Origin of the sequence: Klebsiella sp. V115_8 (assembly GCF_029967715.1) — a bacterium.
GTDB lineage: Bacteria > Pseudomonadota > Gammaproteobacteria > Enterobacterales > Enterobacteriaceae > Klebsiella > Klebsiella quasipneumoniae.
Genome location: NZ_JASCAR010000024.1, coordinates 96342 through 121984, shown reverse-complemented (window position 1 = coordinate 121984; position 25643 = coordinate 96342). Strand labels below are relative to the sequence as shown.

The 25643-nt window shown below is 57.8% G+C and carries 21 protein-coding genes; 17 read left to right on the top strand and 4 right to left on the bottom strand.

From position 1 onward, the window contains the following. Window positions 1-46 precede the first annotated feature (46 nt). Window positions 47-2194, bottom strand: coding sequence for a phosphate acetyltransferase (gene pta / locus QLG03_RS09230; protein WP_032453599.1), 2148 nt, complete (start codon window positions 2192-2194; stop codon window positions 47-49). A gap of 199 nt (window positions 2195-2393) precedes the next feature. Next, complete coding sequence (gene ackA / locus QLG03_RS09225; RefSeq protein WP_008803940.1) at window positions 2394-3596, bottom strand: acetate kinase; 1203 nt, start codon at window positions 3594-3596, stop codon at window positions 2394-2396. Between the two features lie 338 nt (window positions 3597-3934). Here ackA and yfbV point away from each other — a divergent pair, with 338 nt between their 5' ends. The 4 genes from yfbV (at window position 3935) to QLG03_RS09205 (ending at window position 7552) form a co-directional block, all read left to right on the top strand. Further along, window positions 3935-4390 carry a terminus macrodomain insulation protein YfbV gene (yfbV, locus tag QLG03_RS09220; RefSeq protein ID WP_048297932.1) on the top strand — a complete coding sequence of 152 codons (456 nt, stop codon included), beginning with the start codon at window positions 3935-3937 and terminating at the stop codon, window positions 4388-4390. Between the two features lie 87 nt (window positions 4391-4477). Continuing rightward, window positions 4478-4972: a YfbU family protein gene (locus QLG03_RS09215; RefSeq protein WP_023290515.1), complete on the top strand. Its 495-nt coding sequence runs from the start codon at window positions 4478-4480 to the stop codon at window positions 4970-4972. 11 nt (window positions 4973-4983) lie between these two features. Further along, window positions 4984-5643: a sugar phosphatase gene (locus QLG03_RS09210; RefSeq protein WP_023290514.1), complete on the top strand. Its 660-nt coding sequence runs from the start codon at window positions 4984-4986 to the stop codon at window positions 5641-5643. A 76-nt stretch (window positions 5644-5719) separates the two neighbouring features. Beyond that, the gene (locus tag QLG03_RS09205; RefSeq protein WP_044524269.1) at window positions 5720-7552 is read left to right on the top strand and encodes an SLC13 family permease; all 1833 of its coding nucleotides are present in this window, start codon (window positions 5720-5722) and stop codon (window positions 7550-7552) included. 45 nt (window positions 7553-7597) lie between these two features. Here QLG03_RS09205 and yfbR read toward each other — a convergent pair whose 3' ends face one another. Continuing rightward, window positions 7598-8197 carry a 5'-deoxynucleotidase gene (gene yfbR / locus QLG03_RS09200; RefSeq protein WP_002913188.1) on the bottom strand — a complete coding sequence of 200 codons (600 nt, stop codon included), beginning with the start codon at window positions 8195-8197 and terminating at the stop codon, window positions 7598-7600. Window positions 8198-8278: 81 nt separating this feature from the next. After that, window positions 8279-9496 carry an alanine transaminase AlaA gene (gene alaA, locus QLG03_RS09195; RefSeq protein WP_004201748.1) on the bottom strand — a complete coding sequence of 406 codons (1218 nt, stop codon included), beginning with the start codon at window positions 9494-9496 and terminating at the stop codon, window positions 8279-8281. An 876-nt stretch (window positions 9497-10372) separates the two neighbouring features. Here alaA and QLG03_RS09190 point away from each other — a divergent pair. The 13 genes from QLG03_RS09190 (at window position 10373) to nuoM (ending at window position 25640) form a co-directional block, all read left to right on the top strand. Next, window positions 10373-11299 carry a LysR family transcriptional regulator gene (locus tag QLG03_RS09190; protein WP_032453594.1) on the top strand — a complete coding sequence of 309 codons (927 nt, stop codon included), beginning with the start codon at window positions 10373-10375 and terminating at the stop codon, window positions 11297-11299. A gap of 650 nt (window positions 11300-11949) precedes the next feature. After that, window positions 11950-12396: an NADH-quinone oxidoreductase subunit NuoA gene (nuoA, locus tag QLG03_RS09185; protein ID WP_002913181.1), complete on the top strand. Its 447-nt coding sequence runs from the start codon at window positions 11950-11952 to the stop codon at window positions 12394-12396. Between the two features lie 15 nt (window positions 12397-12411). Beyond that, window positions 12412-13086, top strand: a complete 675-nt coding sequence (nuoB, locus tag QLG03_RS09180) for an NADH-quinone oxidoreductase subunit NuoB (RefSeq protein WP_002913178.1) — start codon at window positions 12412-12414, stop codon at window positions 13084-13086. A gap of 87 nt (window positions 13087-13173) precedes the next feature. Next, window positions 13174-14982 (top strand): NADH-quinone oxidoreductase subunit C/D, encoded by a 1809-nt coding sequence (gene nuoC / locus QLG03_RS09175; protein ID WP_004201746.1) that lies wholly within the window; start codon window positions 13174-13176, stop codon window positions 14980-14982. Window positions 14983-14984: 2 nt separating this feature from the next. After that, window positions 14985-15485, top strand: a complete 501-nt coding sequence (nuoE, locus tag QLG03_RS09170; protein ID WP_002913160.1) for an NADH-quinone oxidoreductase subunit NuoE — start codon at window positions 14985-14987, stop codon at window positions 15483-15485. Next, a complete protein-coding gene (gene nuoF, locus QLG03_RS09165) occupies window positions 15482-16819 on the top strand; it encodes an NADH-quinone oxidoreductase subunit NuoF (RefSeq protein WP_002913158.1) in 1338 nt (445 codons plus the stop codon). The genes nuoE and nuoF overlap by 4 nt, the downstream gene beginning before the upstream one ends. 33 nt (window positions 16820-16852) lie before the next feature. Continuing rightward, window positions 16853-19579, top strand: coding sequence for an NADH-quinone oxidoreductase subunit NuoG (gene nuoG, locus QLG03_RS09160; RefSeq protein ID WP_255988994.1), 2727 nt, complete (start codon window positions 16853-16855; stop codon window positions 19577-19579). Continuing rightward, window positions 19576-20553 carry an NADH-quinone oxidoreductase subunit NuoH gene (gene nuoH, locus QLG03_RS09155; RefSeq protein WP_023290510.1) on the top strand — a complete coding sequence of 326 codons (978 nt, stop codon included), beginning with the start codon at window positions 19576-19578 and terminating at the stop codon, window positions 20551-20553. Before nuoG ends, nuoH begins: the two co-directional genes overlap by 4 nt. 14 nt (window positions 20554-20567) lie before the next feature. Further along, on the top strand, window positions 20568-21110 hold the full coding sequence (gene nuoI / locus QLG03_RS09150; protein WP_002913152.1) for an NADH-quinone oxidoreductase subunit NuoI: 543 nt from the start codon (window positions 20568-20570) through the stop codon (window positions 21108-21110). Between the two features lie 10 nt (window positions 21111-21120). Further along, a complete protein-coding gene (gene nuoJ, locus QLG03_RS09145) occupies window positions 21121-21675 on the top strand; it encodes an NADH-quinone oxidoreductase subunit J (RefSeq protein WP_004201743.1) in 555 nt (184 codons plus the stop codon). Next, window positions 21672-21974, top strand: a complete 303-nt coding sequence (nuoK, locus tag QLG03_RS09140) for an NADH-quinone oxidoreductase subunit NuoK (protein ID WP_004865088.1) — start codon at window positions 21672-21674, stop codon at window positions 21972-21974. Before nuoJ ends, nuoK begins: the two co-directional genes overlap by 4 nt. After that, on the top strand, window positions 21971-23812 hold the full coding sequence (gene nuoL, locus QLG03_RS09135; protein ID WP_282473619.1) for an NADH-quinone oxidoreductase subunit L: 1842 nt from the start codon (window positions 21971-21973) through the stop codon (window positions 23810-23812). The genes nuoK and nuoL overlap by 4 nt, the downstream gene beginning before the upstream one ends. Before the next feature lie 298 nt (window positions 23813-24110). Continuing rightward, window positions 24111-25640, top strand: a complete 1530-nt coding sequence (gene nuoM / locus QLG03_RS09130) for an NADH-quinone oxidoreductase subunit M (RefSeq protein ID WP_048297929.1) — start codon at window positions 24111-24113, stop codon at window positions 25638-25640. Window positions 25641-25643: the final 3 nt, after the last annotated feature.

Below are 25643 nucleotides of genomic sequence, written 5' to 3'. Positions count from 1 at the left end.
AAAAGGCAGCCATCTGGCTGCCTTTTGCTTTTCTCTCAGCGAGCGATTACTTCTGCTGCTGAGCTGACTGGATCGCGGTCAGTGCGATGGTGTAGACGATATCGTCTACCAGCGCGCCACGAGACAGATCGTTGACCGGCTTGCGCATACCCTGCAGCATCGGCCCGATGGAGATCAGGTCGGCAGAGCGCTGTACCGCTTTGTAAGTGGTGTTACCGGTGTTCAGATCCGGGAAGATGAACACGGTCGCGCGGCCAGCTACCGGCGAGTTCGGCGCTTTGGATTTCGCGACGTCAGCCATCACCGCGGCGTCATACTGCAGCGGACCGTCGATCATCAGGTCAGGACGTTTTTCCTGCGCCAGGCGGGTCGCTTCGCGGACTTTTTCTACATCGCTACCCGCGCCGGAAGTACCGGTGGAGTAGGAGAGCATCGCCACGCGCGGTTCGATGCCGAAGGCAATCGCGGAGTCAGCAGACTGAATCGCGATTTCCGCCAGCTGCTCTGCGGTCGGATCCGGGTTGATCGCGCAGTCGCCGTAAACGTAAACCTGTTCCGGCAGCAGCATGAAGAACACCGAAGAGACCAGCGAGCTGCCCGGTGCGGTTTTGATCAGCTGCAGCGGCGGACGAATGGTGTTGGCGGTGGTGTGTACCGCGCCGGACACCAGGCCGTCGACTTCGTCTTGTTCCAGCATCAGGGTGCCGAGAACCACGTTATCTTCCAGCTGCTCGCGGGCGACCGCTTCGGTCATGCCCTTGCTCTTACGCAGTTCGACCAGGCGAGCCACGTAGCTTTCGCGTACCACTTCCGGGTCGACGATTTCGATACCGGCGCCCAGCTCAACGCCCTGCGCTGCCGCAACGCGGTTGATCTCATCCGGGTTACCCAGCAGCACACAGGTGGCGATCCCGCGTTCGGCGCAGATAGCGGCGGCTTTCACGGTACGCGGCTCGTCGCCTTCCGGCAGAACCACGCGTTTGCCGGCTTTGCGCGCCAGCTCGGTCAGCTGGTAGCGGAAGGCTGGCGGGGAGAGACGACGGCTGCGCTCGGAGGTCGCGGTCAGCGATTCGATCCAGTCGGCGTTGATGTAGTTGGCGACGTATTCCTGAACTTTCTCAATGCGCTCGTGATCGTCAACCGGTACTTCGAGGTTGAAGCTCTGCAGGCTCAGGGAGGTCTGCCAGGTGTTGGTGTTGACCATGAATACCGGCAGGCCGGTGGCGAAGGCGCGTTCGCACAGCTTGCTGATGCGCGCGTCCATTTCATAGCCGCCGGTCAGCAGGATGGCGCCGATTTCCACGCCGTTCATCGCAGCCAGGCAGGCGGCAACCAGCACGTCAGGACGATCTGCGGAGGTCACCAGCAGCGAGCCCGCGCGGAAGTGCTCCAGCATGTGCGGGATGCTGCGCGCGCAGAAGGTCACGGATTTGACGCGGCGGGTGTTGATGTCGCCTTCATTGATGATGGTCGCATTCAGGTGATGGGCCATGTCGATCGCGCGGGTGGCGATCAGATCGAAGCTCCACGGTACGGCGCCAAGCACCGGCAGCGCGCTGCCGTTTTGCAGCTGAGCCGGGTCGATCTTCACAACTTTCGCTTTGGATGAGTCGTCGAAGATTTCTGACAGGTCAGGACGGGTACGGCCCTGCTCGTCGACCGGCGCATTCAGTTTGTTGATGATAACGCCGGTGATGCTGGTGTTTTTCGCGCCGCCAAAGCTGTTGCGGGTCAGTTCAATACGCTCGTTCAGCTGTTCTGGCGTATCGGTGCCCTGCGACATCACGAAGACGATTTCCGCGTTCAGGGTTTTGGCGATTTCAAAGTTCAGCGCCTGGGCGAACTGATGCTTACGGGTCGGCACCAGGCCTTCCACCAGTACTACTTCCGCGTCCTGAGTGTTCGCGTGGTAGTTGGCGATGATCTCTTCCATCAGCACATCTTTCTGATTGCTGGAGAGCAGAGACTCAACGTGGTTCATCTTCAGCGGTTCAGCAGCGGTGGTGGTGGAGGAGCTGGCGCGAACGATGGTGGTGGTCTGGTCCGGGGCATCGCCGCCGGAGCGCGGCTGGGCGATAGGTTTAAAGACGCTCAGACGAACGCCTTTGCGTTCCATAGCGCGGATCACACCGAGGCTGACGCTGGTCAGGCCTACGCTGGTACCGGTAGGAATTAACATGATAGTACGGGACACGGTATATCCTCTTTCGTTACCGCCAGTATCAGGCGGGATACAAAACAGCACCACCAGCGACCCGTCATACTCCACGTTGCACGTGCGTTGGCTCTACTTGCTCACCCCGGTCGCGTACGCGCTGTACGCGCCGGGGATCTGCTGTGTCGCCGCCTTCCTGCAGCTCGAAGTATTGCGGGTCAGGGCTGGCGGTGTGGAATTATGCGGTCAGACGGCTGGCGTCTTGCGCGATGACCAGCTCTTCGTTGGTCGGGATAACCACGGCAGGACGGGTGCCTTCTTTGTTGATGAAGCCAGACTTGCCGAAGCGGGCAGCCAGGTTACGCTCATGGTCAACTTCAAAGCCCAGTACGCCCAGTTTGCCCAGCGACAGCTCACGCACCATCGCGGCGTTTTCACCGATGCCACCGGTGAAGATCACGGCGTCGAGACGGCCATCCATCAGCGCAGTGTAGGAGCCGATGTATTTCGCCAGGCGGTGGCAGTAGACGTCCATCGCGCGTTTAGCGTCGGCTTTTTCCTGGTAGTTGTCTTCCACGTAGCGGCAGTCGCTGGTGACTTCGGTCAGGCCCAGCAGGCCGGACTCTTTGGTCAGCATTTTGTTGATGGCGTCAACGCTCATGCCCAGGGTGTCGTGCAGATGGAAGATGATGGCCGGATCGATATCGCCGGAGCGGGTACCCATCACCAGGCCTTCCAGCGGGGTCAGACCCATGGAGGTGTCAACGCATTTGCCGTTACGAATAGCGGAAACCGAACCACCGTTGCCGAGGTGGCAGGTGATGATGTTCAGCTCTTCAACCGGCTTGTTCAGGATCTTAGCGGCTTCCTGAGTCACGTAGAAGTGGCTGGTGCCGTGCGCGCCGTAACGACGAACGCCGTGCTCTTTGTACAGGCTGTACGGCAGGGCGTAGAGATAGGATTCTTCCGGCATGGTCTGGTGGAACGCCGTATCGAATACTGCCACGTTTTTGTCTTTCAGGTGCGGGAAGGATTTCAGCGCTTCAGCGATGCCGATCAGGTGTGCCGGGTTGTGCAGCGGGGCGAAGGACGCGGCGTCTTTAATGCCCTGAATCACGGACTCGTCGATGACTACGGAGCTGGTGTATTTTTCGCCGCCGTGGACGATACGGTGGCCGATTGCGGTCAGCTGAGCAGACAGTTCTGGTTTTTGTGCCAGAATAGTGTTAACGATAAAGTTCAGTGCTTCGCTGTGCGCGGCGCCCGCGCCTAATTCGGCTTCTTGTTTGCCGCCGTCAATTTTCCATTTGATACGGGCTTCCGGCAGGTGGAAGCATTCCGCTAAACCGGACAGGTATTCGTCGCCGTTCACGGCGTCAAGGATAGCAAATTTCAGAGAGGAGCTACCGCAGTTCAGAACCAGTACTAACTTACTCGACATGGAAGTACCTTTTTATGATACGTGGCTAAAAAAACGTCAGTGTGTCATTAGCGTAGCGCAGGATGACCTCGACATTTATGATTAACATCATGCCTTGTTCTGTTTTCAGGCACGATGAGATAAGTACATTTGATTTTATGCCATTTTGCATAATTTTCAGCCAATGGCAGAATATGCGATAATTTGACTAGCCTGGCAAAAGAGTCTATCCGCCCTTTCAGGCGGGCACAGGATACCTGATTGCGGCATCCTTTGCCAAAATCTTTTGAACGATGTCATGCATAGTTGGTGTTTTGCACGAATTTTTTAAGTTTTATATGTAAAGTTGAGGTAAAGCCATGTCGACCCCTGAGAAACGCCCCGTTAGCTTCTTTAGCTTGTTCAACCGCGGGCAGCACTACGCCAAGACCTGGCCTCTCGACAAGCGCCTCGCGCCGGTATTTATCGAAAACCGCATCATTCGTGCCACCCGCTACGCCATCCGCATCATGCCGCCGCTCGCCATTTTCACCCTCTGCTGGCAGATAGCGCTGGGCGGCCAGCTGGGTCCCGCCGTGGCCACCGCGCTGTTTGCATTGAGCCTGCCGATGCAGGGGTTATGGTGGTTGGGTAAACGTTCAGTGACGCCGCTGCCGCCTTCCATTCTTAACTGGTTCTACGAAGTACGCGGCAAACTGCAGGAGGCGGGGCAGGCGCTGGCGCCTGTCGAAGGCAAGCCCGATTATCAGGCGCTGGCTGACACGCTTAAGCGCGCCTTCAAACAACTCGATAAAACTTTCCTTGATGATTTGTAATTCACTACGGAAAACGCATATAAAAGAAGGCGCATGATTTATGCGCCTTCTTTATTTCACGCCCTACCGTGCTACAGGAGTCACAACATGGAAATGACCAATGCGCAGCGTCTGATTTTATCCAATCAGTACAAAATGATGACGATGCTAGACCCGGACAATGCGGAGCGCTACCGTCGTCTGCAAACCATCATTGAGCGTGGGTATGGGCTGCAGATGCGTGAACTGGACCGCGAGTTCGGCCAGTTGACGGAAGAAACCTGCCGTACCGTTATCGACATCATGGAGATGTACCACGCGCTACACGTCTCCTGGACCAACCTGAAAGACGCGGAGGGTATCGACGAGCGTCGGGTTACCTTCCTCGGCTTTGATGCCGCCACCGAAGCGCGTTTTCTCGGCTACGTGCGCTTTATGGTTAATGTTGAAGGCCGTTACAGCCACTTTGACGCCGGCACCCATGGCTTTAACTCGCAGACCCCGATGTGGGAGAAATATCAGCGGATGCTGAGCGTCTGGCACGCCTGCCCGCGCCAGTATCATCTGAGCAGTAACGAAATTAACCAAATCATCAATGCCTGAGGGAGGTGCCCGTGCAGTGTAAAGGTTTCCTGTTCGATTTAGACGGGACGCTGGTGGATTCCTTGCCGGTGGTGGAGCGTTCATGGTGCAAGTGGGGGGATCGTTTCGCCATCGACCATGATGAAATTCTCAGTTTTATTCACGGCAAACAGGCCATTACCTCCATTCGCCATTTTATGCCGGGTCGCAGCGAGGAGGATATCCAGGCCGAATTCCGTTATCTCGAGCAGATGGAAGCCACTGATATCGAAGGCATCGTTGCCCTGCCGGGGGCGTTAGCCCTGCTGAATTCGCTCAATGAGGCTGGGATCCCGTGGGCGATTGTCACCTCCGGCTCGATTCCGGTTGCGCACGCGCGTCACCGCGCGGCGGGCCTGCCGATGCCGGAGGTGTTTGTCACCGCAGAGCAAGTGAAGCACGGCAAGCCGGCGCCGGACGCCTATCTGCTGGGCGCCGAGCGGTTGGGGCTGCCTGCCGGGGAGTGCGCGGTGGTGGAAGATGCGCCGGCGGGGCTGCTCTCCGGGCTGACGGCAGGCTGTCGCACCATCGCGGTCAAGGTGCCTGCCGATGCCCCCCGTCTGGATGAAGCCGACCTCGTGCTGAGCAGCCTGGAAGATCTGCTGGTTGAACGCCAGGCCGACGGCGTGGTGAATGTGCGTCTTAAAGCGTAAACCCATGATTTCGCCCCGCGTCGTCGGGGCTTTTTTATGCCACTATGTCGACTCCCACTTGTGACAAGGAAACGTTGTGAACGGTGAATTGATTTGGGTTTTATCCCTCCTGGCCATCGCGGTTGTGCTGTTTGCTACCGGCAAGGTGCGCATGGATGCTATCGCCCTGATGGTCATTGTCGCCTTTGTCCTCAGCGGCACGCTGACGCTGACCGAAGCTTTTTCCGGGTTCAGCGATCCTAACGTGATCCTGATTGCCGCCCTGTTTATTATCGGCGACGGCCTCGTGCGTACCGGGGTAGCCACCAAGATGGGCGCCTGGCTGGTGAGCGTAGCAGGCAACAGCGAAACCAAAATGCTGATCTACCTGATGCTCACCGTCGCCGGGCTGGGCGCGTTTATGAGCTCCACCGGCGTGGTCGCCATTTTCATTCCGGTGGTCCTTAGCGTCTCGGCGCGGATGAATACCTCCCCCTCGCGGCTGATGATGCCGCTGAGCTTCGCCGGGCTTATCAGCGGGATGATGACCCTGGTGGCGACGCCGCCCAACCTGGTGGTCAACAGCGAACTGCTGCGCGAAGGGCTGCACGGCTTCAGTTTTTTCAGCGTCACGCCGATTGGCCTGGTGGTGCTGATCCTGGGCATCGTCTATATGCTGGCGGTGCGCTTTATGCTGAAGACGGATAATGGCGAATCCGCGCGCGATGGACGAAAAAGAAGCACCTTCCGCGATTTGATTCGCGAATATCACCTCACCGGCCGCGCCCGCCGGCTGGCGATCCGACCCGGTTCGCCGATGATCGGTCAGCGGCTGGATGATTTAAAGCTGCGTGAGCGCTACTGTGCCAACGTCATCGGCGTTGAGCGCTGGCGGCGGTTCCGTCGAGTGATTGTTAACGTCAACGGGGTATCGGAATTTCGCGCCCGCGACGTCCTGCTGATCGATATGTCCGCCTCCGATGTCGACCTGCGCCAGTTCTGCGGCGAGCAAATGCTCGAGCCGATGGTGCTGCGCGGCGAGTATTTTGCCGATCAGGCGCTGGATGTGGGGATGGCGGAGGTGGCGCTGATCCCGGATTCAGAGATGATAGGCAAAACGGTGCGTGAGATAGCCTTCCGCACCCGGTTTGGTCTCAATATCGTCGGCATGAAGCGCGATGGCAAAGCGATGGATGGTTCCGTGGTCGATGAGCCGCTGCAGCTCGGCGATATCCTGCTGGTGGTCGGCAACTGGCGGCAAATTGCCCTGCTGGCGAAGCGCGGTCGGGATTTCGTGGTGCTCAATATGCCGGTTGAGGTCGATGACGCTTCGCCGGCCCACAGCCAGGCTCCGCACGCGATTTTCTGTCTGGTGCTGATGGTGGCCCTGATGCTGACGGATGAAATCCCCAACCCTATCGCCGCGATCATCGCCTGTCTGCTGATGGGCAAATTCCGCTGCATCAACGCCGAAAGCGCCTACAAGGCGATCCACTGGCCGAGCATTATTCTGATTGTCGGGATGATGCCGTTTGCCCTGGCCTTGCAGAAAACCGGTGGGGTGGATCTGGTGGTCAAGGGACTGATGGACGTTGCCGGAGGCGAGGGGCCTTATCTGATGCTCGGCTGCCTGTTTGTGATGTGCGCGGCGATAGGCCTGTTTATCTCTAACACGGCCACCGCTGTGCTGATGGCGCCTATTGCCTTAGCGGCGGCGAAGTCGATGGGCGTGTCGCCCTATCCCTTTGCCATGGTGGTGGCGATGGCGGCTTCGGCGGCGTTTATGACCCCGGTCTCCTCGCCGGTCAACACCCTGGTGCTTGGCCCGGGTAAGTATTCCTTCAGCGACTTTGTAAAGATTGGCGTGCCCTTTACCGTGCTGGTAATGGTGGTCTGCGTCCTGCTGATCCCGGTGCTCTTCCCGTTTTAAGGTATGCAGGCCGGGTAGGGGGCGACCGCTGCCCGGCCTGAAAAATTACAGCGGCGAATCCTGGCTGATTTCATCCAGCGACAGCTGGAAGCTCGGGACAAACACCTGCATAAAGTAATCCATCTCCGCGCTGCGCCGCGACGCCAGCGTTTTTTCCAGACGGCCTTTGGCCAGCAGAAATTCGTTGTTGCCCGCCGACAGCTCTTCGAGGCATTTCAGGTAGGCGCAGAGGGCGTCAGCCTGTTTGACGATCGACTGCTCTTCCTCACTGTAGTGATGCTCGTCAATCAGCGGTTCGAAAATATCGCGCAGCTCGTCAGGCACCATATCCACCAGCTTCTGCTGGGCGATTTTCTCAATCGCCTTATATTCCTGGGCAATCTGCGAATTGAAATATTTCACCGGAGTAGGGAGATCGCCAGTTAAGACTTCCGAGGCGTCATGGTACATCGCTAACAAGGCGATACGCTCGGCGTTGACCTGGCCGCCGAATTTGCGGTTTTTGATCGCCGCCAGCGCGTGGGCGACCATCGCCACCTGCAGGCTGTGCTCGGAGACATTTTCAGTGCGAACGTTGCGCATCAGCGGCCAGCGGTTAATCAGTTTCAGACGGGAGAGGTGGGCAAAGAAATGACTCTGACTCATAGGAACCCTTAATCAGTGACAACATCGGGTTCCATTGTGCGCAGGGATCGCCGCCGGATGCAAATGCCGGCGGCGGCACGATTACAGCTGATGGTAGCCGGAGAGGAAGCGGCCGAAGCGGGAGATCGCCATCTCCAGGTCGTCTTCGCGAGGCAGGGTCACAATGCGTACGTGATCCGGCCACGGCCAGTTAAAGGCAGTACCCTGCACCAGCAGCACTTTCTCCTGCAGCAGGAAATCGAGCACCATTTTCTGGTCATCGTGAATATTGAAGCGTTTGGCGTCGATTTTCGGGAACATGTACAGCGCGCCTTTTGGCTTCATGCAGGAGACGCCAGGAATATCGTTGATCAACTCCCAGGCGCGGTTGCGTTGTTCATACAGACGCCCGCCGGGAATGATGAATTCGCTGATACTCTGGTAGCCGCCCAGCGCCGTCTGGATAGCATGCTGGGCCGGCACGTTGGCGCACAGACGCATCGACGCCAGCATTTCCAGTCCTTCGATATAGCCTTTCGCATGTTTTTTCGGGCCATTCAGCACCATCCAGCCCTGACGGAAGCCGGCGACGCGGTAAGTTTTCGACAGTCCGTTGAAGGTCACCGTCAGCAGATCGGGCGCCAGAGCGGCGATCGAGTGATGCTGGGCTTCGTCGTAGAGGATCTTGTCGTAGATCTCATCGGCGAAAATAATCAGGTTGTGCTGGCGGGCGATCTCCACGATCTCCTGCAGCAGCTCTTTGGAATAGACCGCGCCGGTGGGGTTGTTGGGGTTGATGATCACGATCCCGCGGGTGCGAGGCGTAATTTTAGCGCGGATATCGTCAAGATCCGGGAACCAGTCAGAGGATTCGTCACACAGATAGTGCACCGCTTTACCGCTGGAAAGGGACACCGCCGCCGTCCACAGCGGGTAGTCCGGGGCGGGAACCAGCATCTCATCGCCGCTGTTTAACAGCGCCTGCATCGCCTGGACAATCAGTTCGGACACGCCGTTGCCGATGTAAATATCTTCCACGGTGACATCGCGCATTCCCCGCGCCTGGTAATGCTGCATGATGGCTTTACGCGCCGAGTACAATCCTTTCGAATCGCAGTAACCCTGGGCGGTAGGCAGATTGCGGATGACGTCGACGAGGATCTCGTCAGGGGCTTCGAAGCCGAAGGGCGCCGGGTTGCCGATGTTCAGTTTCAGAACCTTATTGCCTTCTTCTTCAAGACGTTTCGCTTCTTTCAGAACCGGGCCGCGGATGTCATAACAGACGTTCTCTAACTTGCTGGATTTTTCGATGGGGGACATGAATCTTGACCTTTTAGCTGTTATCGCCACTCCCTGCCGTGGAAGTCAGCACGGAACAATGTACTCCGCCTCCCCGCTGTTTTGAAGGCTTTGCAGGAGAAGATTTTGTTAACGCAGGATTTTAAGCGTAATTGATTTATCTGCTGCTTGCTGATTTTTCCTGTGGTTTATGCCTTTTCATGGCATTTTTTCGGTCGTCTATGTTGAGGTAGTGCCTTTTTTACCATCATTTATCTGGTTTGTTTGTCGGGTAAACGGGGGGGCTGAAGAATGGATGGCCGCAAAAAACGCTATCCTTAATGTAATAGCGGTTGATTTGTAATCTTGATGTTAAGTAATTTTAATAAAAAGCTGTGCGCAAGCGCATTATTATTATTTTTGACAGGTAATAATCTGAGGTTTGTTAATTTATATAAAATGTTGAAAAAAATTTAAAATTAACTCAGTTAATCCTTATTAAGGCTTATAAAAAGGATGGGAATCGGTTAGAATATCGCCGTTAATATCAGTGGTAGTCGGTATGATTTACGGCTGAATTGGTATCTAATATATTGTTATTACAGAATTTTATTGTTCGTTTTTCGCCAAAAAAGAAGTCCGGCGAAAGAGAGGCTTTCTCACCACCACTGTGCGATTTCCCGGGGCGACGTATGACGCCTTGCTGGCCGTGGTAATTAATAATAATGAGGAATACGAACAATATATTACTCCAGTGTTCTGCGCATTTGCTCAGATGAGTACTTTGGCATGTAATAACGTTCGTCCAGTTGTTTATCCGCCATCTGACGGTGAGCACAAGGCTCAGGGAATAGCCGGAAACCTGGCGTAAAGCATCAACAAGGCAGGTCAGCGTTAGCCACCTGTAAGTGAAGAAAGATGATTAATACAACACGTCCGATACTCAACCTCGATCTCGATCTGCTGCGCACCTTTGTAGCCGTCGCTGATTTGAACACCTTCGCCGCCGCCGCCGCCGCAGTGTGCCGTACCCAGTCCGCGGTCAGCCAGCAAATGCAACGCCTGGAGCAGCTGGTTGGCAAGGAGCTTTTCGCTCGTCACGGACGCAATAAACTGCTGACCGAGCAGGGCATCCAGCTGCTGGGCTATGCCCGCAAAATCCTGCGCTTTAACGATGAAGCCTGCATGTCGCTGATGTATGGCAGTCTGCAGGGGGGACTGACCATCGGCGCGTCGGAAGAAACCGCTGATACTATCCTGCCGTTTCTGTTAAACCGCATCGGCTGCTTCTATCCCAGAATGACGCTGGAGATTAAAGTCCATCCCCACGCCGTCATCATGGCGATGCTGAGCGGGGGAGAGGTCGATCTGGCATTAACCACCCATCAGCTTCCCGGTTTTACCGCTTTTACGCTGAGAACGTCGCCTACCCTCTGGTACTGTGCGGCGGACTACGTGCTGGCGAAAGGGGAGTCGATCCCCCTGATCCTGCTCGAAGAGCCTGGCCCGTTCCGTGAGGACATCATCGCCGCGCTGGAGGCTGCCCGCGTCTCCTGGCATCTGGCCCACGGCGCCTCGTCGCTCTCCGGGGTGAAAGCGGCAGTGAAAGCCGGGCTGGGGGTCACCGCGCGTCCGGTCGAAATGATGAGCCCGGATTTGCGCGTGGCCGGCATTAGCGATGGCCTGCCGGTCCTGCCGGATACCCGGTACGTCGTCAGCTGCAATCCGCAGACGGTGAGCGAACTACCGCAGGCGATTTTTCAGTCTCTGAGCCAGGAGAGCGATCCCTGGCGCGCGGGGCCGGCACTTACTCCGGAAGAGGGAGGAAGCACCTTCATTTTGTGAGGTTATTTTGCTAACAAAGATCACAAAAACTGGTAACAGAATGTAAGTGTCCAAAAAGAGCCTCAGGGGTAGGTTTCTCGTCTGGTGGCTCTTTTTTTTGCACTCTTATTGATGTTTTGAATCTTTTTTTTATTTCTTTGCAGAAAAATCAGCACATTGGCGTGACCGGACGCTCAGCTTGCCGACTTTTTCCTGCACTTTCAACACTTCCTGCTAATGTTAAAAAACCGGATGGATTGTTGCCGATTTCCTGGGGTAATTAACAAAACCGTGTCGCAGATCAAGAAAATACCCCTCTTTGGGGGGAGGAATCGAGGCTAAATCCTGTCAAAATAGCAGGGATTTTTGATTTACGACGGAAACGGACACGATTCAACAACACTAAAACCGAACAGTATGCAAGGTTATTTCGCATAAAAGGGCATTTAATGTTAATGAAAAGATTCCAATGTAAATTAATGTTATGAAAACTTTTGTTAAAGTTGACAAAAGGTTAAAGAAAGGGGTAAAAAGCCACGGCATCTGGGCTTCTCACATCTTCCAGGGACGCTTTTTTGCACGGTTATTTTTTATTCCTCCCGTGAAACGCTGTGGCGTTCATCTGCCAGTAAGAGCAGAGGGTTTTGGCGCTACACTTTTTTGGTTAAGCAATGCGTATGTCAACATCCACTGAAGTCATCGCTCATCACTGGGCATTCGCTATATTTCTCATCATCGCTATCGGTCTGTGCTGCCTGATGCTCGTCGGCGGCTGGTACCTTGGCGGTCGCGCGCGCGCGCGTAGTAAAAACACGCCGTTTGAATCGGGGATCGACTCCGTTGGTTCGGCCCGCTTACGTCTTTCTGCGAAGTTTTATCTGGTTGCCATGTTCTTCGTGATCTTCGACGTGGAAGCCCTGTATCTCTACGCATGGTCGACCTCCATCCGCGAGAGCGGCTGGGTCGGCTTTGTGGAAGCCGCAATTTTCATTTTAGTGCTACTGGCTGGTCTGGTTTATCTCGTTCGCATCGGCGCACTGGACTGGACGCCTGCGCGTTCCCGTCGCACGCTGGTTAACCCGGAAACAGACAGTCCCACTAACCGTCATATGCAGTAAAAGCGAGGCAATAAGATGGATTATACGCTCACCCGCATAGATCCTAACGGTGAGAACGACCGTTACCCCCTGCAGAAACAGGAGATCGTTACCGACCCCCTGGAGCAGGAAGTCAACAAAAGCGTGTATATGGGGAAACTCGAACACGCGCTGCATGACATGGTGAACTGGGGCCGTAAGAACTCAATTTGGCCGTATAACTTCGGCCTTTCTTGCTGTTATGTGGAAATGGTGACGTCATTCACTGCGGTGCATGACGTTGCGCGCTTTGGGGCCGAAGTTCTGCGCGCCTCTCCGCGTCAGGCGGACCTGATGGTGGTCGCCGGAACCTGCTTCACCAAAATGGCGCCGGTTATTCAGCGTCTCTATGATCAGATGCTGGAGCCGAAGTGGGTGATCTCCATGGGCGCCTGCGCGAACTCCGGCGGCATGTACGACATCTATTCCGTCGTCCAGGGCGTGGATAAGTTTATTCCGGTCGATGTGTACATCCCGGGCTGCCCGCCGCGTCCGGAGGCCTATATGCAGGCGCTGATGCTGCTGCAGGAGTCCATTGGTAAAGAACGTCGTCCGCTCTCATGGGTGGTTGGCGATCAGGGCGTCTATCGCGCCAATATGCAGTCGGAACGCGAGCGTAAACGCGGCGAACGTATTGCAGTGACCAATCTGCGGACGCCGGACGAGATTTAATTTGCGCCTGCGGGCGGGAGAACCACTTCGCAAATCAATCTACAACAGCGCGAAGTCTCGCCCGGCAGTCACCACGGACCTTTTGCAATGGTGAACAATATGACCGATTTAACCGCGCATGACGCCGCACCAGCCTGGCAAACCCGCGATCACCTTGATGACCCGGTGATCGGCGAACTGCGCAACCGCTTTGGGCCGGATGCCTTTACCGTTCAGCCAACCCGTACCGGCGTACCGGTGGTATGGGTCAAGCGCGAGCAGCTGCTTGAGGTGGGTGATTTCCTGAAGAAATTGCCGAAGCCTTACGTGATGCTGTTTGACCTGCACGGCATGGACGAACGTCTGCGCACGCACCGCGATGGCCTGCCCGCCGCGGATTTTTCCGTTTTCTATCACCTGATTTCCATCGACCGCAACCGCGACATCATGCTCAAGGTGGCGCTGTCTGAAAACGATCTGCATCTGCCGACCTTCACCAAACTGTTCCCCAACGCCAACTGGTATGAGCGTGAAACCTGGGAAATGTTTGGTATTACCTTCGATGGCCACCCGAACCTGCGTCGCATCATGATGCCGCCGACCTGGGAAGGCCATCCGCTGCGTAAAGACTACCCGGCGCGCGCCACCGAATTCGATCCGTTTGAGCTGACCAAAGCCAAGCAGGATCTGGAGATGGAAGCGCTGACTTTCAAACCGGAAGAGTGGGGCATGAAGCGCGGCACCGACAACGAGGACTTCATGTTCCTCAACCTCGGTCCGAACCACCCCTCCGCGCACGGTGCGTTCCGCATTATTCTGCAGCTGGATGGCGAAGAGATCGTCGACTGCGTGCCGGACATCGGTTACCACCACCGCGGCGCCGAGAAGATGGGCGAGCGCCAGTCCTGGCACAGCTACATCCCGTACACCGACCGTATCGAATACCTTGGCGGTTGCGTCAACGAGATGCCGTACGTGCTGGCCGTGGAAAAACTGGCCGGGATCACCGTGCCGGATCGCGTCAACGTGATCCGCGTAATGCTCTCCGAACTGTTCCGCATCAACAGCCACCTGCTGTATATCTCTACCTTTATTCAGGACGTCGGCGCGATGACCCCGGTCTTCTTCGCCTTTACCGATCGGCAGAAAATCTACGATCTGGTGGAAGCGATCACCGGTTTCCGTATGCACCCGGCGTGGTTCCGCATCGGCGGCGTCGCGCACGATCTGCCGCGCGGCTGGGATCGTCTGCTGCGTGAGTTCCTCGAGTGGATGCCGAAGCGTCTGGACTCCTATGAAAAAGCCGCCCTGCGCAACACCATTCTGAAGGGCCGTTCCGTCGGCGTGGCAGCCTATACCGCTAAAGAGGCGCTGGAGTGGGGCACCACCGGCGCAGGCCTGCGCGCCACCGGTATCGGCTTCGACGTGCGTAAATGGCGTCCTTATTCTGGCTATGAAAACTTCGACTTCGAAGTCCCGACCGGGGGCGGCGTCTCTGACTGCTACACCCGCGTGATGCTGAAAGTCGAAGAGCTGCGCCAGAGCCTGCGCATTCTTCAGCAGTGCCTCGACAATATGCCGGAAGGGCCGTTCAAAGCGGATCACCCGCTGACCACGCCGCCGCCGAAAGAGCGCACGCTGCAGCATATCGAAACCCTGATCACCCACTTCCTGCAGGTATCGTGGGGCCCGGTCATGCCGGCCAACGAATCCTTCCAGATGATTGAGGCGACCAAGGGGATTAACAGTTACTACCTGACCAGCGACGGCAGCACCATGAGCTACCGTACCCGCGTCCGCACGCCGAGCTTTGCGCACCTGCAGCAGATCCCGTCGGCGATCCGCGGCAGCCTGGTATCCGACCTGATCGTCTATCTGGGTAGTATCGATTTTGTTATGTCAGACGTGGACCGCTAATTATGCACGAGAATCAACAACCACAAACCGAGGCTTTTGAGCTGAGTGCGGCAGAGCGTGAGGCTATTGAGCACGAGAAGCACCACTACGAAGACCCGCGTGCGGCGTCCATCGAAGCGCTGAAAATCGTTCAGAAACAGCGCGGCTGGGTGCCGGATGGCGCGATCTACGCCATTGCCGATGTGCTGGGCATCCCGGCCAGCGACGTCGAAGGCGTGGCGACGTTCTACAGCCAGATTTTCCGCCAGCCGGTTGGCCGTCACGTGATCCGCTACTGCGACAGCGTGGTGTGCCACATTACCGGCTATCAGGGAATTCAGGCCGCCATCGAGAAGAAGCTGAACATCAAGCCAGGGCAGACCACCTTTGATGGCCGCTTTACCCTGCTGCCGACCTGCTGCCTGGGCAACTGCGACAAGGGACCGACCATGATGATTGATGAGGACACTCACAGCCATCTGACGCCGGAGGCAATTCCTGACCTGCTGGAGCAGTACAAATGAAAACCGTAATTCGTACTGCGGAAACGCATCCGCTCACCTGGCGTCTGCGCGACGATAAGCAGCCGGTCTGGCTGGACGAGTATCGCAGCAAAAATGGCTATGAAGGGGCGCGAAAAGCGCTGACCGGCATGGCGCCGGATGAGATCGTCACGGCGGTAAAAGACGCTGGCCTGAAAGGGCGCGGCGGCGCGGGCTTCTCCACCGGTCTGAAGTGGAGCCTGATGCCGAAAGACGAGTCCATGAATATCCGTTACCTGCTGTGTAACGCCGATGAAATGGAGCCGGGCACCTATAAAGACCGCCTGCTGATGGAGCAACTGCCGCACCTGCTGGTGGAAGGCATGCTGATCTCCGCGTTTGCGCTGAAGGCCTACCGCGGCTACATCTTCCTGCGCGGAGAGTATATCGAAGCGGCCCAGCATCTGCGCCGCGCGATTGCCGAAGCCACCGAGGCGGGCCTGCTGGGGAAAAACATCCTCGGCACCGGTTTTGACTTCGAGCTGTTTGTCCACACCGGGGCAGGGCGCTATATCTGCGGCGAAGAGACGGCGCTGATTAACTCCCTGGAAGGTCGCCGCGCTAACCCGCGCTCCAAGCCGCCGTTCCCGGCGAGCTCCGGCGTGTGGGGTAAGCCGACCTGCGTCAACAACGTGGAAACCCTGTGCAACGTGCCGGCGATTTTGGCCAACGGCGTTGAGTGGTACCAGAACATCTCCACCAGTAAAGATGCCGGCACCAAGCTGATGGGCTTCTCCGGCCGCGTGAAGAACCCGGGCGTCTGGGAGCTGCCGTTCGGCACCACTGCCCGCGAGATCCTGGAAGATTACGCCGGCGGCATGCGCGATGGCCTGAAGTTTAAAGCCTGGCAGCCGGGTGGGGCAGGGACCGACTTCCTCACCGAAGCGCACCTCGATCTGCCGATGGAGTTCGAAAGCATTGGTAAAGCGGGCAGCCGTCTGGGCACCTCGCTGGCGATGGCCGTTGACCACGAGATCAACATGGTCTCGCTGGTGCGCAACCTCGAAGAGTTCTTCGCCCGCGAGTCCTGCGGCTGGTGTACGCCGTGCCGCGATGGGCTGCCGTGGAGCGTGAAGATCCTGCGCGCCCTGGAGCGCGGCGAAGGCCAGCCTGGCGATATCGAAACCCTTGAGCAACTGTGTCGATTCCTGGGCCCGGGTAAAACCTTCTGCGCGCACGCGCCGGGCGCGGTTGAGCCGCTGCAGAGCGCGATTAAATATTTCCGCGAAGAATTCGAGGCTGGCATTAAGCAGCAGTTCAGCAATACCCATGCAATCAACGGGATTCAGCCGAACCTGCTTAAGACGCGCTGGTAATCTAAAGGTTTTTTTATTTTTGGAAGCACGCTAATGGCTACGATTCATGTAGACGGCAAAGAATACGAGGTCAACGGAGCGGACAACCTGCTGGAGGCTTGTCTCTCTCTGGGTCTTGATATTCCCTACTTTTGCTGGCACCCGGCGCTAGGGAGCGTCGGTGCTTGCCGCCAGTGTGCGGTGAAGCAATATCAGAACGCGGAAGACACGCGTGGTCGCCTGGTGATGTCCTGTATGACTCCGGCATCCGACGGCACCTTTATTTCTATCGACGATGGCGAAGCGAAGCAGTTCCGCGAAAGCGTGGTGGAGTGGCTGATGACCAACCACCCGCACGACTGCCCGGTCTGCGAAGAGGGCGGCAACTGCCACCTGCAGGATATGACGGTGATGACCGGCCATAGCTTCCGCCGCTATCGTTTTACCAAGCGTACCCACCGCAATCAGGATCTGGGGCCGTTTATTTCTCATGAAATGAACCGCTGCATCGCCTGCTACCGCTGCGTGCGCTACTACAAAGATTATGCCGACGGCACCGATCTGGGCGTCTATGGCGCCCACGACAACGTCTACTTCGGCCGCCCGGAAGATGGCACCCTGGATAGTGAATTCTCCGGCAACCTGGTGGAAGTCTGCCCGACCGGCGTCTTCACCGATAAAACCCACTCCGAGCGCTATAACCGTAAATGGGACATGCAGTTTGCGCCGAGCATCTGCCAGCAGTGTTCCATCGGCTGTAACATCAGTCCGGGCGAACGCTATGGCGAACTGCGTCGTATCGAAAACCGTTATAACGGGACCGTTAACCGCTACTTCCTCTGCGACCGCGGTCGTTTCGGCTATGGCTACGTGAACCTGAAAGACCGTCCGCGTCAGCCGGTTCAGCGCCGCGGCGACGATCTGATTACCCTCAACGCCGAGCAGGCGATGCAGGGCGCGGCGGATATTCTGCGCCAGTCGAAGAAAGTGATCGGCATCGGCTCCCCGCGCGCCAGCATTGAAAGCAACTTCGCGCTGCGCGAGCTGGTGGGCGCCGACAACTTCTATACCGGCATCGCCAAAGGCGAACAAGCGCGCCTGCAGATGATGCTGAAAGTGCTGCGCGAAGGTGGGATCCACACCCCAAGCCTGCGCGATATCGAATCCTACGACGCGGTACTGGTGCTGGGCGAAGACATTACCCAGACCGGCGCGCGCGTCGCGCTGGCGGTGCGTCAGGCGGTGAAAGGGAAAGCACGCGAAATGGCGGCGGCGCAGAAAGTGGCCGACTGGCAGATTGCGGCGATCCTCAACATCGGCCAGCGTGCCAAACACCCGCTATTCGTCACCAACATCGATGACACCCGCCTGGATGACATCGCCGCGTGGACCTACCGCGCGCCGGTGGAAGATCAGGCGCGTCTCGGCTTCGCCATCGCCCATGCGCTGGACGACAGCGCGCCGGCGGTTGACGGCCTGAGCCGCGAACTGCAGGGTAAAGTCGATGTCATCGTCCAGGCGCTGGCCGGGGCGAAAAAACCACTGATTATTTCCGGAACCAACGCCGGCAGCATGGAGATCATCCAGGCCGCCGCTAACGTGGCGAAAGCCCTGAAAGGCCGCGGCGCCGACGTCGGCGTGACGATGGTTGCCCGCGCGGTGAACAGCGTCGGTCTGGGTATGATCGGCGGCGGCTCGCTTGAAGAGGCGCTGGACGAACTGGAAAGCGGCGCCGCAGACGCGGTTATCGTGCTGGAAAACGACCTTCACCGTCATGCTTCCGCCGCCCGCGTCGACGCAGCGCTCTCCAAAGCGCCGCTGGTGATGGTGGTTGACCATCAGCGCACGGCGATTATGGACAAAGCGCACCTGGTGCTCTCCGCGGCAAGCTTTGCGGAAAGCGACGGTACCGTGGTCAACAACGAAGGCCGCGCTCAGCGCTTCTTCCAGGTCTACGACCCGGCCTACTACGACGCGAAAACCGTCATGCTGGAAAGCTGGCGCTGGCTGCATTCCCTGCACAGCACCGTTAACAACCGTCAGGTTGACTGGACGCAGCTGGACCACGTCATCGATGCCGCGATTGCCGCCCTGCCGCAGCTGGCGGGCATTAAAGACGCCGCGCCGGATGCGACCTTCCGCATTCGCGGGCAGAAGCTGGCGCGTGAACCGCACCGCTACAGCGGCCGCACAGCGATGCGCGCCAACATCAGCGTCCACGAACCGCGTCAGCCGCAGGATAAAGACACCATGTTCGCCTTCTCCATGGAAGGGAACAACCAGCCGTCCGCCCCGCGTTCGCAGATCCCGTTCGCCTGGGCGCCGGGCTGGAACTCCCCGCAGGCATGGAACAAGTTCCAGGATGAAGTGGGCGGGAAACTGCGCCACGGCGATCCGGGCGTCCGTCTGTTTGAAGCGTCCGCCAGCGGGCTGGAATACTTCACGGCGGTGCCGGCCAGCTTCCAGGCGGAAGACGGGAAATGGCGTATCGCGCCGTACTACCACCTGTTTGGCAGCGATGAGCTGTCACAGCGCGCGCCGGTGTTCCAGAGCCGGATGCCTGAGCCGTACATCAAGCTGAACCCGGCGGATGCCGCGAAGCTTGGCGTCAACGCCGGGACGATGCTCTCCTTTAGCGTGGAAGGCCAGACCCTGCGTCTGCCGCTGGTTATCTCTGAAGGTCTGACCGCAGGACAGGTTGGCTTACCGATGGGCATGCCGGGCATTGCGCCGGTACTGACCGGATCGCGTATTGATTCACTGCAGGAGGCGAAAGCATGAGCTGGTTAACGCCGGATCTTATCGACATTCTGTTAAGCATCCTGAAGGCCGTGGTCATTCTGCTGGTGGTGGTCACCTGCGGCGCGTTCATGAGCTTCGGCGAGCGTCGTCTGCTCGGTCTGTTCCAGAACCGCTACGGGCCAAACCGGGTGGGCTGGGGCGGTTCGCTGCAGCTGGTCGCCGACATGATCAAAATGTTCTTTAAAGAGGACTGGGTTCCGCGCTTCTCGGATCGCGTGATCTTTACTCTGGCGCCGGTGATCGCCTTTACTTCGCTGCTGCTGGCCTTCGCCATTGTGCCGGTCAGCCCGACGTGGGTGGTGGCCGATCTGAACATCGGGATCCTGTTCTTCCTGATGATGGCAGGCCTGGCGGTATACGCGGTGCTGTTCGCCGGTTGGTCGAGCAACAACAAATACTCCCTGCTGGGGGCGATGCGTGCTTCCGCGCAGACCCTGAGCTACGAAGTGTTCCTCGGCCTCTCCCTGATGGGCGTGGTGGCGCAGGCGGGGTCATTCAACATGACCGATATCGTCAACAACCAGGCGCATCTGTGGAACGTTATTCCGCAGTTCTTCGGCTTCGTGACGTTCGCCATCGCCGGCGTGGCGGTGTGTCACCGTCACCCGTTCGACCAGCCGGAAGCGGAGCAGGAGCTGGCCGATGGTTACCACATTGAATATTCCGGCATGAAGTTCGGTCTGTTCTTCGTCGGTGAATACATCGGTATCGTCACCGTTTCAGCGCTGATCGTCACGCTGTTCTTCGGCGGCTGGAATGGCCCGTGGTTACCTCCTTTCATCTGGTTCGCGCTGAAAACCGCGTTCTTCATGATGATGTTCATTTTGATCCGCGCATCATTACCGCGTCCGCGCTATGACCAGGTAATGTCCTTTGGCTGGAAGGTATGCCTGCCGTTAACGCTGGTCAACTTGTTGGTAACGGCGGCTGTCATTCTCTGGCAGGCGCAATAAGGGGTGAATTGAACATGACCTTAAAAGAATTATTGGTGGGGTTCGGCACCCAGGTCCGCAGTATCTGGATGATTGGCCTGCATGCCTTCGCCAAACGTGAAACCAGGATGTACCCGGAAGAGCCGGTCTATCTGCCGCCGCGCTATCGCGGCAGGATTGTGCTGACGCGCGATCCGGACGGTGCAGAGCGCTGCGTCGCCTGTAACCTGTGTGCGGTAGCCTGCCCGGTGGGCTGTATTTCTCTGCAGAAAGCAGAGACGGTAGACGGCCGCTGGTACCCTGAGTTCTTCCGCATCAACTTCTCACGCTGCATCTTCTGCGGTCTGTGCGAAGAAGCGTGCCCGACCACGGCGATCCAGTTGACCCCGGACTTTGAGCTGGGTGAATACAAGCGTCAGGATCTGGTGTACGAAAAAGAGGATCTGCTGATTTCCGGTCCGGGCAAATACCCGGAATATAACTTCTACCGGATGGCGGGTATGGCAATCGACGGCAAAGATAAGGGCGAAGCGGAAAACGAAGCTAAGCCGATCGACGTCAAGAGCCTGTTACCGTAAGGAGAGGGCAATGGAATTCGCTTTTTATATCTGTGGCCTGATCGCCATCCTCGCAACCTTGCGGGTCGTCACCCACACCAATCCGGTGCATGCGCTGCTGTACCTGATCATTTCGCTGTTAGCGATTGCCGGGGTGTTCTTCTCGCTGGGCGCTTACTTCGCCGGGGCGCTGGAGATTATCGTCTACGCCGGGGCCATTATGGTGCTGTTCGTCTTCGTGGTGATGATGCTCAACCTGGGCGGCAGCGAAATCGAACAGGAACGCAAATGGCTGCAGCCGGGGATCTGGATTGGCCCGGCCATCCTCTCCGCGGTGCTGCTGGTGGTTATCGTTTACGCCATCCTGGGGATTAACGACCAGGGTATCGACGGCGCGGCGATCAACGCCAAAGAAGTGGGTATTGCGCTGTTTGGGCCGTACGTCCTGGCGGTGGAGCTGGCCTCCATGCTGCTGCTGGCGGGCCTGGTGGTCGCCTTCCATATCGGCCGCGAAGAGCGCGCCGGCGAGGTGCTGAGCAACCGTGTGAACGACAGCGACAAAAGAAAAACGGAGGAACACGCATGATCCCCTTAACACATGGACTGATCCTCGCGGCCATCCTGTTTGTGCTTGGTCTGACGGGGCTGGTGATCCGCCGCAATCTGCTGTTTATGTTGATCAGCCTGGAAATCATGATTAACGCCGCCGCGCTGGCCTTTGTGGTGGCGGGCAGCTACTGGGGCCAGACTGATGGTCAGATTATGTATATCCTCGCTATCAGCCTCGCGGCTGCGGAAGCGAGTATCGGTCTGGCGCTGCTGCTGCAGCTCCATCGTCGCCGCCAGAACCTGAACATCGATTCAGTAAGTGAGTTGCGTGGATGAACATGCTTGCCTTAACCATTCTTTTGCCATTGATTGGCTTTGTGCTGCTGGCCTTTTCCCGCGGGCGCTGGTCGGAAAACCTTTCCGCCACCGTTGGCATGGGCTCGGTAGGCCTGGCGGCGCTGGTCACCGCCTACGTCGGCGTTGACTTTTTCGCTAACGGCAAACAGGCGGTCAGCGTGCCGCTGTGGACCTGGATGTCGGTTGGGGATTTCAACATCGGCTTCAACCTGGTGCTGGACGGCCTGTCGCTGACCATGCTCTCCGTGGTGACCGGCGTCGGCTTCCTGATCCATATGTTCGCCTCCTGGTATATGCGCGGTGAAGAGGGCTATTCCCGCTTCTTCGCCTACACCAACCTGTTTATCGCCAGCATGGTGGTCCTGGTACTGGCCGATAACCTGCTGCTGATGTACCTGGGTTGGGAAGGGGTGGGTCTCTGCTCTTACCTGCTGATCGGTTTCTACTACACCGATCCGAAGAACGGCGCCGCAGCGATGAAAGCGTTTGTGGTGACCCGCGTCGGCGACGTGTTCCTCGCCTTCGCGCTGTTCATTCTTTATAACGAACTGGGTACCCTCAACTTCCGCGAAATGGTTGAGCTGGCGCCGCAGCACTTCGCTAACGGCAGCATCACGCTGCAGTGGGCGACGCTGATGCTGCTCGGCGGCGCGGTCGGTAAATCCGCCCAGCTGCCGCTGCAAACGTGGCTTGCCGATGCGATGGCGGGTCCGACGCCAGTCTCCGCGCTGATCCACGCCGCCACCATGGTTACCGCGGGCGTCTACCTGATCGCCCGTACCCACGGTCTGTTCCTGATGACGCCGGAAGTGCTGCATCTGGTCGGGATCGTCGGGGCGGTAACGCTGGTGCTGGCGGGCTTCGCCGCGCTGGTGCAGACCGACATCAAACGCGTTCTCGCTTACTCCACCATGAGCCAGATTGGCTACATGTTCCTCGCGCTGGGCGTGCAGGCATGGGATGCGGCGATTTTCCATCTGATGACCCACGCGTTCTTTAAAGCGCTGCTGTTCCTGTCGTCGGGTTCGGTGATTCTCGCCTGCCATCACGAACAGAACATCTTCAAGATGGGCGGCCTGCGCAAATCTATTCCGCTGGTGTACGTCTGCTTCCTGGTGGGGGGCGCGGCGCTGTCCGCTCTGCCGCTCATTACCGCAGGCTTCTTCAGTAAGGATGAGATTCTGGCGGGGGCGATGGCCAACGGCCATATCAACCTGATGGTGGCGGGCCTGGTCGGCGCCTTTATGACCTCGCTGTACACCTTCCGCATGATTTTCATCGTGTTCCACGGTAAAGAGCAAATTCACGCGCACGCAGGGAAGGGGATCACCCATCATCTGCCGCTGATTGTGCTGCTGGTGCTGTCCACCTTCGTTGGCGCGCTGATCGTGCCGCCGCTGGAAGGCGTCCTGCCGCAGACCACTGAACTGGCGCACGGCAACGTGATGACGCTGGAGATTGCCTCCGGGATCATCGCCATTGCCGGCATCCTGATCGCCGCATGGCTGTGGCTGGGCAAACGCACCCTGGTGACCTCTATCGCCAACAGCGCGCCTGGCCGCTTCTTCGGTACCTGGTGGTTCCATGCCTGGGGCTTCGACTGGTTATACGACAAAGTCTTCGTTAAGCCATTCCTCGGCATTGCCTGGCTGCTGAAGAGCGATCCGCTGAACGCATTGATGAACATCCCGGCGATCCTCTCCCGCTTCGCAGGTAAAGGCCTGCTGGTGAGCGAAAACGGCTATCTGCGCTGGTATGTGGCGTCAATGAGCATCGGCGCGGTGGTGGTGCTGGCGCTGCTGATGGTATTGCGTTGAGTTTGAGAACCATTGTGTTGCCCGGCGGCGCGCTGCTTGCCGGGCCTACGGGACCGTAGGTCGGGTAAGCGTTAGCGCCACCCGACAAAACAAGCCTCAAACCGAAGTGAATTTTCTGTGAGAATTCGTTGAAAATCAGGTCGTAAAGGACAGGCATTATCGGCGAAGTCAACGTGGACGCCGCCTGCGCGGAGCAACCGGAGCGTATTAAAGTACGTGAGGATTGTGAGCACAGCCGGAGTTCGCTATGACGAGTAAGATAGCCTGAACCGGACTTAAATAAGGAATAAAAATCACCATGTTATTGCCTTGGTTGATATTAATCCCCTTTATCGGCGGCTTCCTGTGCTGGCAGACCGAACGCTTTGGCGTGAAAGTGCCGCGCTGGATCGCGCTGATTACTATGGGACTGACGCTGGCGCTTGGCCTGCAGCTGTGGATGCAGGGCGGCTATTCTCTGACGCAATCCGCGGGTATTCCGCAGTGGCAGTCTGAGTTCGTGCTGCCGTGGATCCCACGCTTCGGCATTAGCATTCATCTGGCGATCGACGGCCTGTCGCTGCTGATGGTGGTGCTGACCGGCCTGCTCGGCGTGCTGGCGGTGCTCTGTTCCTGGCGCGAAATCGAAAAATACCAGGGATTCTTCCACCTCAACCTGATGTGGATCCTGGGCGGCGTCATCGGCGTGTTCCTCGCCATCGACATGTTCCTGTTCTTCTTCTTCTGGGAAATGATGTTGGTGCCGATGTACTTCCTGATCGCGCTGTGGGGCCACAAAGCCTCTGACGGTAAAACGCGTATCACGGCGGCCACCAAGTTCTTCATCTACACCCAGGCGAGCGGCCTGGTGATGCTGATCGCCATTCTGGCGCTGGCATTCGTCCACTTCAACGCCACCGGCGTGTGGACTTTCAACTATGAAGAGCTGTTGAAAACCCCGATGTCCCACGGCGTGGAATACCTGCTGATGCTCGGCTTCTTCATCGCCTTCGCGGTGAAAATGCCGGTGGTGCCGCTGCACGGCTGGCTGCCGGACGCCCACTCCCAGGCGCCGACCGCCGGTTCCGTCGACCTCGCGGGGATCCTGCTGAAAACCGCGGCCTACGGTCTGCTGCGCTTTGCGCTGCCGCTGTTCCCGAACGCCTCCGCCGAGTTTGCGCCCATCGCGATGTGGCTGGGCGTGATCGGGATCTTCTACGGCGCGTGGATGGCCTTTGCGCAGACGGATATCAAACGTCTTATCGCCTACACCTCCGTGTCCCACATGGGCTTCGTGCTGATTGCTATCTACACCGGCAGCCAGCTGGCGTATCAGGGGGCGGTGATCCAGATGATTGCTCACGGTCTCTCCGCGGCGGGTCTGTTTATTCTCTGCGGCCAGCTGTACGAACGTCTGCATACCCGTGACATGCGTCAGATGGGCGGTCTGTGGAGCAAAATCAAATGGCTGCCGGCGATGTCGATGTTCTTCGCCGTCGCCACCCTGGGGATGCCGGGCACGGGTAACTTCGTCGGCGAATTTATGATCCTGTTCGGCAGCTATAAAGTGGTGCCGGTGATCACCGTGATCTCGACCTTTGGTCTGGTATTCGCGTCCGTTTACTCGCTGTCGATGCTGCATCGCGCTTATTTCGGTAAAGCGAAAAGCGAAATCGCGGCGAAAGCGCTGCCGGGGATGTCCCTGCGTGAACTGTCTATCATCCTGCTGCTGGTGGTGCTGCTGGTGCTGTTGGGCTTCTTCCCGCAGCCGATCCTCGACACCTCGCATGCTGCGATGAGCAACATTCAGCAGTGGTTTGTTAATTCTGTTTCTACTACAAGGCCGTAATTC